At 50.8% G+C, this 13,998-nt stretch carries 9 protein-coding genes; 2 read left to right on the forward strand and 7 right to left on the reverse strand.

What is annotated here, in order from left to right:
- Nucleotides 1-199: 199 nt before the first annotated feature.
- The 4 genes from B036_RS31795 to B036_RS0107575 form a co-directional block, all read right to left on the reverse strand.
- Entirely contained in the window at nucleotides 200-1,321 is a 1,122-nt protein-coding gene (locus B036_RS31795; protein ID WP_020568092.1) for a DUF3179 domain-containing (seleno)protein, read from the reverse strand.
- Between the two features lie 114 nt (nucleotides 1,322-1,435).
- On the reverse strand, nucleotides 1,436-2,908 hold the full coding sequence (locus B036_RS0107565; protein WP_044102092.1) for a SusD/RagB family nutrient-binding outer membrane lipoprotein: 1,473 nt from the start codon (nucleotides 2,906-2,908) through the stop codon (nucleotides 1,436-1,438).
- A 136-nt stretch (nucleotides 2,909-3,044) separates the two neighbouring features.
- On the reverse strand, nucleotides 3,045-6,239 hold the full coding sequence (locus B036_RS0107570; RefSeq protein WP_020568094.1) for a SusC/RagA family TonB-linked outer membrane protein: 3,195 nt from the start codon (nucleotides 6,237-6,239) through the stop codon (nucleotides 3,045-3,047).
- Between the two features lie 456 nt (nucleotides 6,240-6,695).
- Entirely contained in the window at nucleotides 6,696-7,316 is a 621-nt protein-coding gene (locus tag B036_RS0107575; protein ID WP_020568095.1) for a uridine kinase family protein, read from the reverse strand.
- Between the two features lie 280 nt (nucleotides 7,317-7,596).
- Between B036_RS0107575 and B036_RS0107580 the strand changes: the two genes are divergently transcribed.
- Nucleotides 7,597-9,009 carry a NupC/NupG family nucleoside CNT transporter gene (locus B036_RS0107580; protein ID WP_020568096.1) on the forward strand — a complete coding sequence of 471 codons (1,413 nt, stop codon included), beginning with the start codon at nucleotides 7,597-7,599 and terminating at the stop codon, nucleotides 9,007-9,009.
- Between the two features lie 106 nt (nucleotides 9,010-9,115).
- Here the strand turns inward: B036_RS0107580 and rlmF are convergent, their stop codons facing one another.
- Nucleotides 9,116-10,033: a 23S rRNA (adenine(1618)-N(6))-methyltransferase RlmF gene (gene rlmF, locus B036_RS0107585; protein WP_020568097.1), complete on the reverse strand. Its 918-nt coding sequence runs from the start codon at nucleotides 10,031-10,033 to the stop codon at nucleotides 9,116-9,118.
- Between the two features lie 303 nt (nucleotides 10,034-10,336).
- Nucleotides 10,337-11,452, reverse strand: a complete 1,116-nt coding sequence (locus B036_RS0107590; RefSeq protein WP_020568098.1) for a TlpA family protein disulfide reductase — start codon at nucleotides 11,450-11,452, stop codon at nucleotides 10,337-10,339.
- A 287-nt stretch (nucleotides 11,453-11,739) separates the two neighbouring features.
- Here B036_RS0107590 and B036_RS0107595 point away from each other — a divergent pair, with 287 nt between their 5' ends.
- A complete protein-coding gene (locus tag B036_RS0107595) occupies nucleotides 11,740-12,459 on the forward strand; it encodes a LytR/AlgR family response regulator transcription factor (protein ID WP_020568099.1) in 720 nt (239 codons plus the stop codon).
- Between the two features lie 48 nt (nucleotides 12,460-12,507).
- Here B036_RS0107595 and B036_RS28465 read toward each other — a convergent pair whose 3' ends face one another.
- Nucleotides 12,508-13,974 carry an alpha/beta fold hydrolase gene (locus tag B036_RS28465; RefSeq protein ID WP_020568100.1) on the reverse strand — a complete coding sequence of 489 codons (1,467 nt, stop codon included), beginning with the start codon at nucleotides 13,972-13,974 and terminating at the stop codon, nucleotides 12,508-12,510.
- Between the last annotated feature and the right edge of the window lie 24 nt (nucleotides 13,975-13,998).

Here is a 13,998-nt window from a genome sequence, read left to right on the forward strand (position 1 = left end):
CTTCGAAGCCTCGTTTCCTCACCCCGGAGACGAGGCTTTGACTTTTTAAGAGTGGAAGAGAGGAGAAACTTGTTGCTTTTGATGCAGGCGCGATCGCAGGTGCAGGGACTGTTGATCGAGTACTGCTTATCCGTACTTACCTGATTTCCTCGAAAGGCTTTGGAAAACGAGGTGGGCCAATTACTGGCAAGGTCAAAGGCTATTGAAACTGCTCCAGGGTAAACATTTCTCCGGTTCTACCATCCGTCACGCCGAAGGTTCTCACTTTTTCTGGCAGCCTTGTGTCGAAGAAGTCTACGGGGAAACCGTGAGGTACTGTTGTTTTTATCCGCGCATCCATTCTACGGGCCCGATCTACGTCAATGCTGGGAGAAGGTAAAAGGATCTTTACTTCTGAAATGAGGTTTCGCCAGTGCCTCCAGCTGGTGGCCACGTAATTTACGGGCTCAAGGTACTGGTCCCGACAGAACCCAGCAACACAGCGACCGGTGATCTGGTGGTAGCGATTAGCTTCCACTGTTTGGTCAAACATGAGCATCGCACTGTTGGCCAGCATACCCGTAACCCCCAGAGGATTGCCCGCTGCTTCCGGGCGGCGCCATACGCGCGCAGATCCCGATAGGGGAGAATAGGTAATGGCAACAGGTATACCACCAACGATGTCATTAACAATTTCATGTGCTGCAAGAATTGGTGCAGGGTAAAGCCGGGTGTCTCCGTTCAGGCTGACCCCGATCATAATATCGTCTTCTTCGATGCCTTCAGGAATGTCTTCTGTTCTCCTGTTGTAATCCATAAATTCGGGGTTGTCCAATGTTGCAATGATGCCGAAACCGGCACCAGTAAACAGGCTATTGATGGGGATGTCATAGGTGGCATTGTACCGAAGTTCCAGGGTATCCGGTATTACAATGGGAGCGTTGTCCAGAGGTGCACCAGGAAAGAGGCCTCCAAAAACCAGCCAAAAGGCAGTTCCTTGTGGAATGGCTTTTAGTAGGAGTCCATCATTCTCCCCGCCACGCCCGTAGCCGAATATGTCATATGATGTTCCCGTACCGTCTCTTAGTATTTCCTGTGTGCGCCCATTGTCCAGAGGAGTAAAATCCAGGGAGCTTCCTTCCTGCTGCCGTTGAAAGGCCGTAAGGATACCTCTTCGGCCATTACTAAAAATAACGTAATCCGTTGTTCCAACCGTTTCATTTAAGATAAAAGCACGGTCCTCTGGCATAATACCTGGGGTGACCACAATCTGGTCGTCATCCGGGCAACCAAGCAGGAATAGGAAGGCGAAAAGGAGGGAAGGAGTGATTAGTTTATGCATGCCTGGATAAAATATCAAAAAAAATGGGAGACGAAGCTTACAGCCTCGTCTCCCAAAGAAATTGGAGTAGTAAGTATCAGCAATACCTACGGAAGGTATACCTGATAAAGACTACTAGTCAACGTCCCACCAAACGCGCTGGTCGAGCTTGTCTTCGTCCGTATTCCACTGACGCATGAGAGCGTCCAGGTAGTTTAGGTTATTGAGGCTAAACTCATTGTCTGGGTAACCACGACGCGTAGGAATAGTTGTGATCTGGATAGCGTCTGGAGCGGGAGCCAAAGTCGGGAACCCAAGACGGCGCCATTCAGACCATGCTTCCATACCCTGGAAAAAGAGAGCAACCCACTTCTGCTCGCCGATCAGCTGCTCGAAGTTGGCAGCGTTGTAATCAACACCTGCCTGGTTTACAAAGGCATCGATAGCCGTTGCGTCCGTTATACCGTGCTGGTTCATGCTAGCCGCGATGGCAGCATCATAAAGTGCTTCAGCGTCACCGCTGACCCATCCACGCTGAGTTGCCTCGGCACGGTTGAATAGTACTTCACTGTAAGTAAGCATTACTGCTGGGGAGTTGATACCCACGAAAGCAGTACCGGGGTAAGAGATGTCAGCAACGGGAATACCACCTGCTACACTTTCAGTCACACCGTAAACCATACCGATGTATGCTTCTGTACCACCAGCTACGCTGGTAGCTGTGGGTTGGGCGTAAACCGGGATACGAGGATCGTCTTGCGCGGTCATAAAGTCTACCAGCGGCTCGCTGATGGCATAATCTGTACGCGTCAGGAAGTCGGTGTAAAAAGTGTTGTTGGCAAATTCACCACCACCGATGTAGCTTAGCTGAACATTATCATCGTTGCTTTCCAATACCCCACGGCTAATGCCGAGGTTGGCCCACTCGTTGCCGAGGGCTGGCGCTGCGTCGGAGACACGGATACCGGCACGTAGAATCAGGCTGTTGGCAAACTTGCGCACGAGCTGCATGTCACCGCCAAAGATGATGTCACCTTCAACACCGGCAGCGCCGGCGGTGATCATGTCACCAGCTTCAACGAGGGTAGCAACGATACCCCGGTAGACTTGCTCTTGCTCGTCATACTTAGGGTTGAGGTTGGCTACTCCTTTGAGTGCTTCGCTGTAAGGAATGTCTCCCCAGAAGTCAGTCATTGACATAAACGCCCAGCTCTGCAGGATCTTAGCCAAAGCAATCTGGCTTGAATTAGGACCGGAAGCGGAAATGGCGTCGCGGGTAGCTTCGTCAGTATTCAATTCGATTACTCGCTCGAGATCGATTAGGCCGCCGTTGTAGAAGCCGTAGAATGAAGTACGGATATCGTCGTAGCGGGTTACGTCAGTGTACTGCGTCTGCGACAGGTGCTGGATGTAGTGTTGGCCGTAAGTGCCTACACCCGCAAAGCCTTCACCGACGACGAGGTCAACGAGTGCGCGCTGCGCCTGGGTTACCAGGTAAGAAGAAGGAACAGCGACTGGGCTGTTTGGGTTGGTATTGATGGCTTCGAAATCATCCGTACAAGCGGTGAATCCGAGCATGATCATACACGCAAAAAGAATGCGATTCATGGTTATTATTTTTATAATTGTTCTGGCGTAGCCAGAGAATAGTTGTAGTTATTATAGTAGCGGCAGGGTACAATTATTGCTGAAGATTAAGACCTCTGCAATAATTGTACTCCACTACCACTGTTGGCATTGCTGTTTAGAAACCAAGTTTTACGTTAACACCGATACTGCGAACAGACGGGTTTTGACCGTTTTCGAAACCTTGAACGTTGCTGTTAGATACAGCGCTTTCGGGATCGATGTTCGGCGTATTCTTGCTCAGAATAGCAAGGTTACGTCCAAATACACTAACGGTAGCACTACCAATGAAAGTATTGCCCAGTACACTGGCGGGAATATCGTAACCAAGGCTTACTTCGCGGAGCTTGATGAAGCTGGCGTCGTAAGTGAAGGCTTCACGGAAGTTACGCAGACGACCAAAGTGCGTCTGAGCTTCAACGTAAGTATCGTTTTGTGTTCCGTCAGCACGGACACCTTCAACAATGATACCACCTCCGTCAGCTACTGGCTGGCGAATGTCTACTCCATTGGCGTTCAGGCCAACAGTGTTAGAGAACTGACCAGAGTAAGTGCCCCAACGGTTAGAAACAGAATAGAGCGTACCTCCTTTACGGAAATCGATCACTGAACCCAGGCGGAAGCCTTTGAAGGTGAAGTCGTTGATGAAACCACCTGTGAAATCGGGGAATACGCTGCCCATGTTGATGTTAGAAGCGAGTACGGGGAAACCGGTTTCGTCGATGAGGATTTCGCCAGCATCGGTGCGCTCGTAACCGAGGCCGATGAGTGTACCGTAAGGTTGGCCAACCTGAGCGACGAACTGAGTGCCGTAGCTACCCAAAGAAAGCAGGTCCTGGCCTTCGGCCAACTCAACTACTTCGTTGCGGTTAGAGGCAAAGTTGATTGCGGTGTTCCAGGTGAAGTTCTGGCCTTGGACGGGCGTACCGTAAAGCTTCAGTTCCACACCTTTGTTGGTGACCAATCCGGCGTTGGTAGATACGTTGGAGAAACCAGTTGTACCGGAAACGCCAAGGTTGATGATCAGGTCCTTGGACTCGATGTCGTAGTAAGTAAGGTCAAAACCAATGCGGTCGTTGAGGAAACGCATGTCCAAACCTACTTCGTAAGTAGTGATGGACTCCGCAACCAGGTTACGGTTGGCCTGGGTGTTAGGCACGGCGAAGGTTGGGTTAGAACCGTAAGGATCGGTAGCACCGAAACCATCACGCGTCTGGTAAGCACCAGGGTCATTACCCACGGTAGCAAAACCACCACGTAACTTACCAAAGCTGACAATACCATCGTCACCAAGCAATTCGCTGAACACGAAACTGGTGGATACGGAAGGGTAGAAGTAGCTGTTGTTGCCTTCTTCCAGGGCGGAAGACCAGTCATTACGACCGGTTACGTCAACGTAGAGCAAGGAGCGCCAGCCGAAGCTTGCGCGGCCAAATACAGACTGTACTTCTTTTTCGCTCATGAAGTCAGAGCGGGAAGGACGGTCAACGGAAGCTTCGATCGTGTACAAACCGGGAACGCTGAGACCACCACTGGTCTTGGAGTTGCTGCTACTGTACTCGTCCTGGCGGAGGTTACCACCAACGGTTGCGTCGAGGGTGAAGTCGCTACCAAGAGTAGTATTGTAGTTGGCGAGGAGCTCAAAGTTGTTCTCACGGTTGGAAACAGTCAGGCGTTCAGCGTAGGCGATGTTCGCCGCAGAGCGGGAGGCCAGGCGGTCGTTTACCTGGAAGTTATAGACGTCCGTACGGGCACTACCAACGATGGAGAGACCAGGAAGGATGTCATACTTAAGGCTAACGTTACCGAAAATACGGTCACGGTTGTCGTTACCACGATCGTTGTTAACTACCCAAAATGGGCTTTCCCAGAAAAGTGCGCGGGTATCTTCAGGGCCACGAATGTTCCATGTACGGGGTGAGCCATCGGGGTTTTCGTAGTTCCGGAGACGGTCAGTATCCAACTGGCGCTGGTACCATTCGTTGAAATTGGTCTGTACGTTTACGGCATCGCCGAAACCACCGTAACCGATGGCGGGGCGGCCATCACCCTTGGTGTTCACGTAGTTACCATTAATGGTAGCCGTGAATTTGTCACCCAGTTTCTGGCTGGCATTGATGTTTACGGTATTACGGTTCAGCGTAGACTCGGGGAATACACCGTTGGTAGAGCTGTTGGTATAAGACATCCGGAACGACGAAACGTCGTTACCGCCGGAGATGGCAATGTTGTTGTCAATTGCTACACCTGTGTCGTAGAAGTCCTTGATGTTGTCGGGGTTAGCGCTCCAGGGGCGGAGGTTACCAAACTCTTCGCCGGGCAACCAACTGTCCCAGTGACGAACATTCTGTCCGAGGAGCTCGGGTCCCCAACTTTCGTCGGCGTAGTACTCGGGCATCTGCTGACCATCGAAAGAAGACCATTCTGCAGGGTGAACTGCTGGGTCAAATTCGAAAGTAGCGAAATCAAGGCTGTAGCCACCACCATACTTATTCTGGTAGTCGGGCAGTACGGCCACGTTGTTAAACGTCATGCCGGAACTGATAGAAACACCAAGACCTTTCCGGTTAGAACCAGACTTGGTGGTGATCAGGATAACACCGTTAGAGGCGCGCGAACCGTAAAGTGCGGCAGCAGCACCACCTTTCAGTACGGATACTGTAGCGATGTCGGCGGGGTTAATATCCTGTGCAGTTGTACCGTAGTCACGACCGGAAGCGGCGACACTGGCTCCAGAACCATTGTGGGTGTTGTTGGCGATTGGAATACCATCAACAACAAAAAGTGGCTGGTTAGTACCAGTCACGGAAGTAGCACCACGCAGGATGATGTTGGCAGAACCACCCAAACCGGAGTTAGAGTTGTTGATCTGCGCACCAGCGATACGACCAGAGAGCGAGCTGACCAAGCTGTTTTCAGCGGTCTTGGTCAGGTCGGAACCGTCTACCTGGGCTACAGCGTAACCAAGGGACTTTTCCTCCCGGCTGATACCGAGCGCGGTAACAACAACATCGGAAAGTTGAACACCCTCAGAAAGAGTGATGGCGTAAGTAGAAGCTGCGGTTAGCGGTACGTCTTGTGTAGCGAATCCGGTGTAGCTAACTACGAGCATTTCAGCATTGGCAGGAACGGACAACGAGAAGTTACCGTCAAAATCGGTCACAGTACCCGTGGTGGTACCCTTTACAAATACGGAAGCGCCAATTAACCCTTCGGCACTGGCGTCCGTTATTGTACCCGTAATGGAGCGTTGAGCCAGCATAGTGCCGACTCCTCCTACTACGAGCAGAAATAGAAAAATAAACTGTTTCATTATAGTGAATATTGGTTAGAAAAATGAGTGTGCGTTAGATACTTGTAGAGTATCTATTAAAAAAACCTCAAACGACAAATGTTGATCCAACTGCCGAATGATGGCGTAGCAAGAAACTGGTAGATTTCTTGCTGGAATAATCTTGAGAATTGAAGACAGAATTTTTAGGTGGGCGTTTAGATAGGCTGAAAAGGCAAATAGCCAGTTATATAGACGAAACGTCTTTTGCCAACAGTTCGCTGCTTTTCGGTCGCAATTTAGGCAATAAATCATTGCCTGTGAAACATGGTACTTGACAAGCTTTGCTTCTCGTAAACAAACTTGCACCTGCGGCCCCGCCCAGCTATCCTAAATGGGGACCCTGGTTCAGAAATAGGTTTGGAAAACGTACAACCGCGATTACCAGCAGCCTACGTAACGCAGAAGGGCTTCGACTTTTCTGTGTTCAAGTCAGCATTACTTCTGGAGTAACTTCTCAACAAAGGCCCGCACCACCCGCAGCCCCATACTAAAGTCAGTATTGTTGTTGACGATGATGTCGGCCTTCTCCTTATAAGGTTCCACGTACTTCTCATACGCGGGTAAAACGTGGTGTTCGTAGCGGTACAGTACGTCTTCCAGGGGGTAATTGCGCTCTACCCGATCACGCTTTATCCTGCGAACAACCTTCAGGTTATCCTTGGCGTGCAGGAAAATCCGTAAATCAAGCATTTGCCTCAACTCCTTATAGTGGAACACAAAGAGCCCTTCGACAATGATGACTGGCGCGGGCTGAAAGATCAGCATTTTGGGCTCCGCTAATTCATTGTTGAACACGTATTCCTTACGTCTTACTGTTTTGCCCTTATAGAGCTTCTTCAAGTCGCGAACAAACTCCTCACGGTAAATCGACTTCGGGCGGTCAAAATTATGGACGCCTAATTTATCGACTTTCTGGTCCTCGCGCGGTACGTAATAATCGTCCATACTCAGGTAACTGACCTGACTTTCATCGAGTCCTTCCCGGAGCTGACGGATAAAAGTGGTTTTGCCAGAGCCGGAGCCGCCGGTTATGCCGATAAGGAAAGGGTGTTTCATGGGGCGAAGATAGTTTTCAGGGTTCAGTAATTAGTATTCAGCGGAGAGTAATCAGTGGTCAGTATTCAGTAATCAGGATTCAGCGGACAGGATTCAGGATTCAGCCATCAGGATTCAGTGCGCTACAATAAAGAACGCGCCCTAAACGAGGGGAGTAGCTGCTAAAACCTGCAAGCTGTCCCCTGAGACCTGAAACCTGAGCCCTGAACACTAAATCCTGAAAGCTGAATACTGAAACCCGAACTCTTCACCCTATCTTGCGCCGTACCCAAACATCAACATGACCTTCGCCTACGATCTCTTCCGCTGTGTACTCGGCCTTGCCGTAATGATTGGTGTATGCTATGCTTTTAGCCGTAACCGTAAAGCCATCGATTGGCGCCTGGTTGGTATTGGCCTGACGATGCAGTTCATTCTAGCCATACTTATTCTTAAAGTGAAAGGCGTTTCGATTATTTTCGATTATATCGCTACCGGTTTTCGTAAAACGCTTGAGTTTACTGCCGCGGGTTCAGAGTTCCTATTCGGCAGCATCGTCAACGATATGGATAGTTTCGGCTATATATTTGCCTTCCAGGTGTTACCGACAGTCGTTTTCTTCTCCGCCTTAACTGCGGTCCTCTACTATCTCGGCATACTCCAAAAGGTGGTCTACGGACTTGCTTGGTTACTGAGTAAAGCCATGGGGCTCAGTGGTCCGGAAAGTTTAGCGGTTGCTGCTAATGTCTTCATTGGCCAAACGGAAGCTCCGCTAGTGGTGAAGCCTTACCTCGAAAAAATGACGCGCTCCGAATTGCTTAGCGTGATGGTTGGCGGGATGGCCACCATTGCCGGCAGCGTATTTGTGGCCTATGTCGGTTTCCTGGGAGGGAGTGATCCTGAAATGCAACAGTTTTTTGCCAAGCACCTGCTTACGGCAAGTATGATATCGGCTCCTGCAGCCATCGTTTGTGCTAAAATGCTGCTTCCGGAAACCAGCGAGGAACTTGCTGCCGTTACCGGGGCAGACTCCGAGGATCCGCATACGGCACATACACCCCAAAAAGACAAGCGCCTGGAAATGGCAGCTGATGACAGCAACAACCTCCTTGATGCCATTAGCCGTGGAACGACCGATGGGCTGAAGCTGGCCGTCAACGTAGGTGCAATGCTGCTCGTGTTTACGGCGCTGATCTTCATGCTTAATGAAATCTTTTTGGGGGTAACCGACATTGTCAACTGGTTGGCCATGGGGGCCAACAGCGAGGTATGGGATAGTGCCGAGGCTATGGGTAATACCTGGAATCAAACGATCGCGGCTGCTACTGGCGGCCGTTTCGAAGGCTTTAGTTTTACCTATTTACTTGCTTTGTGTTTCGCGCCCGTTGCCTGGATCATCGGTGTGCCCGGCCAGGACATTACCGTTGTAGGGCAATTGCTGGGCCTCAAAACGGTGATCAATGAATTTGTGGCCTATGATACCTTTCGGGTTGTTCAGGAAAGTGGTGGCAGACTGAGCCCCAAAGCAACGCTCATTGCGGCCTACGCACTGTGTGGCTTTGCTAACTTCGCGAGTATCGGCATTCAGGTTGGCGGCATCAGCGCCATCGCGCCGGGGCAGCGCAAGAACCTGACGGACCTGGGCATGATTGCTTTATTGGGTGGCACCATTGCCTGTTTGATGACGGGGGCGATTGCCGGACTGTTTTATTAGGGCGGGGACGCAGGTGCAAAGGGGGAGGACGTTGAGCATTTGACGTCCTAACGGGGTAACCCGTACTTCTACGGAAGTACATTCCAGTTAGAGCAGAACGCAATTATCAGTCTGACTTCCGCCAGCAAAGTATCCGCCGAAGTTTCCCTCCCTGACCGATGCGGATGGTTTTAGTGGTCGTAATCCCCAGTCGTCCGAACTCGATCTCCGCAATCCTGAGGTACCCCTTCTTAGACACCAGGGTGGTAAACCAACCTACCTGGTTCGCATAATCAACGGATTCCCGAATCATTTGTCGGAGGAAGGCAGGTTCCCCGCCGGCTGTCCACAACTCATTGGACTGGCCTCCGAAATTAAGGGTAGGGGAGGGGCCGGTTGTTTTACCCAACTTCTCCCACTTCAACCGGGCGGCCGCCCCGGCGGCTTCAGCAGATTCAAAAAATGGCGGATTGCACATCGTAAAGTCAAACCATTCTCCCTGCCTTATTACGTTGTGAAAAATTCTTGCAGTATCCGGTTGGCGGCGCAAAGCTACTTTCTTTACCAGCGCGGGGTTGAACCTCGCAATGGCCCCCGCTACTTTCATTGATCGTGTTGAAACGTCGGTAGCAACGAAGTTCCACGCATATTCTTTTATTCCAAGGATGGGGTATATGAGCGAGGCACCGGTGCCGATGTCAAGACCGGTAATTTTCGTTTGTCCCTTCCCGCTTTGCTCCTTCGTCTCTTTTCCATGCACCTGCGTCCGCGCCTGATCGCCTTCCAATAGTTCGGCCAGGGCATGGATGTAATCCAACCGGCCCGGAACCCCCGGGCAAAGGTTGCCCTCGGGGATGTCCCAGAACTTCAGGTCATAATCTTGCAGTAACAAAGCCTGGTTGAGGAGCCGAACCGCCATTGGAGCGGCGAAGTTGAGGCTGGTACGGCCATCCGGCGTTGTGACCAGGTAATCCGCAAGACCGGGTACCACTTTCGTAAGGGCAGGAAAATTGTGCGGCTTTGCGTAGCGATTTCTGGGATGCATGAGCGAATTATGGAATTAGCAAATTAGGGACGGGGCTAATCGGGCGGGCGAGTTTTCCGGCTGATGCTTTCTATAACTTCAAGTTTGGCGAAGGGGCTTTGTTTTAAGGGTTGTTGTAAATATGTAGAAGTACGACAAGGGCTTTATACAAGGTGCGTATAAACTGCCGTAAATATGTAGAAGTACAACACCGGCAATCCCTTACAAACTAAAACGATATCATAAAAACAAGCATACCCAAAAAAGAACGCCACGCAAATAGGCTTCGCGTGGCGCTCTTTAGCTAAAATGCGGTGACTTAGTCTAAATTATTTTCTGCAGTGCGGCTTCGATTGAGCTTGCACCACGGAGGCCGACGGCAGCGATTTTGCCGTCCCGGTCAATGAGGAAGGTTTTCGGAATCCCGCGTACACCGTAGAGCTGGCCAGCCTGGCTTTCCCACTTCTTGAGCTCGCTTACGTGGTATGGCCAGATGAGGTTGTCCTTAGCGATTGCATCCGTCCAGCGCTGCTTCTGCCCCTCATTGGCCTGGGCAATCTGCTCGGCAGACAAATTAGCTGTACGCCGTGAATCAAGGCCGTCAAGTGAAACGCTGAAGATGGTAAAGCCTTCATCTTTGTACTTTTTGTACACCTGAACTACGTTCGGATTCTCCCGTCGGCAAGGACCACACCAGCTGGCCCAGAAATCAAGCAGAACCACCTGACCTTTCAGTTCGTCGAGGGAGTATTGCTTACCGCTGGGGCTGGGAAGAGAGATGTTTGGAGCAGGCATTCCTACTTGAATCAGTTCAGCACTACGCTGCTGCGCCAACTGACCTTCCATAGCCTGAACGAAGGCTAAGTAGGTCGGCTTCATGGTTGAACCGTCAGACAAACGAGCAACGGCTGCCTTGTGAACGGGTAAACCCTGCTCGCCGGCACGGGACAAAGTGTTGAAGGCAATGAAGGCCCCTATTTCCGGGTTTTTGACCTCCTCGACAATCTTCTGGATATCTCCGACTGAAACGGTGCCTTGACGGAGCCCTTTCATGGCTCCAACCATTTCCTGTGCCTCATCTGAGCCAGTAACGGTGAATTGGTACTCTCCGAAAGTGGAGACATCTCCCTTGATATCCACCAGGTTATCGCCTTCACCAATGGCAATGATCGCCTTCTGGGCACCTACGCGTAATTGGTAGATGCCGGGCTTCAGGCCATCGACGAAACCAAGGGCAAAGTTGCCATTACCGTCGATGGGCGCATTGGCCAGGACTTCATTGGCAGAATTAACCGACACCCGGTCAAGATAGACTTTCAGATTAGCGGCGTTGGTCAGTTCACCTCGAATGAGGGTGCCTTCAGTTGGTGCACCACCTGACTGGCAAGCAAAGAAACTCAGGCTAATAATAACGAACGCAAGGAGTTGAGAAATTTTCATGACTTACAATTTTTCGATTAAGGCACAAGAACGGCCTTTTGTTGATCTTTAACGGTAAAGATAAGGCATTTCGTTTAAATACGACACTTGTAGTTTTAAAAAATTATCTCAGATTTTTGCCTGCTTGAACTGTAACTAACCGTAAAGGCCGGTAATTATCGTGGCTTTCATGAAAAACGCGGAGTCTTTTTTAATAGCCCTCACCCGTCGGGAGGTGTGGTAGGGAGCGTACGAGTAGTCCTCTTCAAGTTGCCGTACCTTGCAGCCTAATTAATTCCCCCGGTATTTTGCACCTACTTATTGTCGAAGATGAAGCCAGTATGGCCCGTCGCCTCCAACGGTTGTTGGAGGAAATATTAGGGGACCGAATCACCTCTTTGGTTAGGGTACCTGGTGTTGCAGCCGCATTAGACCATCTCAGTAAGAAAACCATTGACTTGATGTTTTTGGATCTCAACCTAAACGGTAAGGATGGTTTTACCGTACTGCAATCGCTTCTTGCCGGGTCTTTTGACGTCATTGTCGTCTCTGCTTATCGAGATCGGGCGCTGGAAGCATTTGACTACGGCGTACTCGATTTTGTCGCCAAACCCTTCAGCGGGCAACGCCTGGGACAGGCGGTGGACCGTTACCTGAATCATCAGGGACATCCCGACCGGCCTTTGAGCAAGCTCGCCATAAAAAAACAGGGGAAGCTAACCTTGATTGACGTCAGCGACATACTCTTTGTGCAGGGAGCGGATATCTACACCACCCTGCACCTGCGCCCGCGCCCAAAAAATGTAAATATTCATCCAACGGAACTGTCGGATAAGTCACTGGAAAGCCTGTCCCGTTTACTCCCTCCAGATTTTATTCGGGTACACAAGTCATTTATCGCCAACATCAACGCCTGCCAGGAATTGCGCATTGAGGGAGGTGGGCGATATGCGTTGTTGCTGAAAGATGGGCGGAAAATTCCGGTCGGACGTACCCGGTACCAGGAGGTTCGGGATCGGTTTTTATAAAACCCATCCCGAACCTGCTTTGGTAGAGTAGAACCACTTTTCCAGCATCTACTCAGGCAGTACCCATTCAACCGGAGGCAAAACGATGCGCTCGTCCTTGATGTCTTTTCCTTCGAAAAAGTCACGCATTACTTCCAGAATCCGTGGCGAAGACAAGAACAGCGGATCACTGTGTCCTGCCCCTTCGATGACCAGATGGTGCCCATTTTTGAGGTGCTTCAGGGTTTCAACAGCATTCTCTGCTGACGTTCGTCCGTCCAGTGTCCCGCTGATGCAGAGCACAGGTAGTTTGGTGGGGTAGGGAGCACGGAAGGCCTTTCCAGCATCCAGTTCGGTCAGCTCATCGTACTGATCCAGGTAAGGGAAGTTGATGGCAGCTCCCAACAGAGTAGTTTTGGCCTGCTTTTCAACGAGTTTTCTGCGGGCCGGAGAAATGCCCGAGGCTATGTCCATAGCCATTGACATGCCGTTAAATTGACCCATTTTTACGTAAAATGCATAGGGCGTCACAATAGAAAAATCACCACGCAACATGGATTGTACCATAAAGGGCAGGTCACTAAAATTTTCTGGCCCGGCCAGCGACCAACTCACCAGCTGCTGCATGTCATGCTTGCCGATAGCTACCAGCATCGTGTCTCCGGTAACCGGATGTTTAGCTGGGATCATAGCGGGTGCCTTGTCGAGTTTTTTTAGTAGCCGGTCAATGTCTCCGAGAAAGTCAGGATAAACGGCTGCAGTTGCTGGATTGGCCTTGATGCGCCTATCGATGTCTTCGAGTAATTGCTGTTGATGAATGGGTAGTTTCACCGTATGATCGTATCCTTCGATGCCGGCGATCACTATCCGGTCCAGGTGTTTTTCATGCCGCTTTATGGCCGTGAGGGAGAGGTGGGACCCGTAACTAATCCCCCAAAGACTGATCTTTTCAGCACCGAGGGCCAACCGTAAATCATTCAGATCATCAGCACTTTCGTTGGTGTTGTAGCCACTGAGGTCACAATCATTGTCGGCGAAAAAATCAGCAGCCTCGCGGGTGGCCTTCTGTATGATCTGGCGGATTTCCTTTTGGGTCATCACCTTAGCAGGGTCAACGGACCAAAAACCAGGGTAGCGAGGCGGTCCATCGGAGAGGCCGGTTCCCCGCTGGTCGTAGGCAATTACGTCGGCAACGGCGCGCAACGCTTGAAAGAGGTCATGTCGAGTGCCTCTGGCCGTACCAATGCCGGAGCCGCCAGGCCCGCCCGCCAGGTAAACAATCGGGGAACCTGGATTAGGGTTGGTGCTTTTGAACCTGACGAAACGTAGAGTGAGCTTTTTCCCGGAGGCTTTAGTTCGGTTTTCGGGTACGGAAAAGGAGCCCATTTCTGCCTCCGTTTTTCGTCCGTCCTGAGTAATGAATTCGTAGGGCTCCAGGGTAAGTTTCGGTGCTTGCTGGCTCATCAGGGCGGGGCCGCAGGTGCAGGTTAGGGTTAGTAGGCAAAGTAGCGGTAAGCGTAAGAACATGGTTTTCATTTGTATTGATTTGAAGCAAAAATG

The sequence above is a fragment of the Neolewinella persica DSM 23188 genome (genome assembly GCF_000373105.1).
GTDB classification, from domain to species: Bacteria; Bacteroidota; Bacteroidia; order Chitinophagales; family Saprospiraceae; genus Neolewinella; species Neolewinella persica.

Excerpts from the sequence above, each read along its gene's own strand:
- B036_RS31795 (WP_020568092.1), bottom strand. The coding sequence starts at position 1,321 with ATGCATAAACTAATCACTCCTTCCCTCCTTTTCGCCTTCCTATTCCTG.
- B036_RS0107565 (WP_044102092.1), bottom strand. The coding sequence starts at position 2,908 with ATGAATCGCATTCTTTTTGCGTGTATGATCATGCTCGGATTCACCGCT.
- B036_RS0107570 (WP_020568094.1), bottom strand. The coding sequence starts at position 6,239 with ATGAAACAGTTTATTTTTCTATTTCTGCTCGTAGTAGGAGGAGTCGGC.
- B036_RS0107575 (WP_020568095.1), bottom strand. The coding sequence starts at position 7,316 with ATGAAACACCCTTTCCTTATCGGCATAACCGGCGGCTCCGGCTCTGGC.
- B036_RS0107580 (WP_020568096.1), top strand. The coding sequence starts at position 7,597 with ATGACCTTCGCCTACGATCTCTTCCGCTGTGTACTCGGCCTTGCCGTA.
- rlmF (WP_020568097.1), bottom strand. The coding sequence starts at position 10,033 with ATGCATCCCAGAAATCGCTACGCAAAGCCGCACAATTTTCCTGCCCTT.
- B036_RS0107590 (WP_020568098.1), bottom strand. The coding sequence starts at position 11,452 with ATGAAAATTTCTCAACTCCTTGCGTTCGTTATTATTAGCCTGAGTTTC.
- B036_RS28465 (WP_020568100.1), bottom strand. The coding sequence starts at position 13,974 with ATGAAAACCATGTTCTTACGCTTACCGCTACTTTGCCTACTAACCCTA.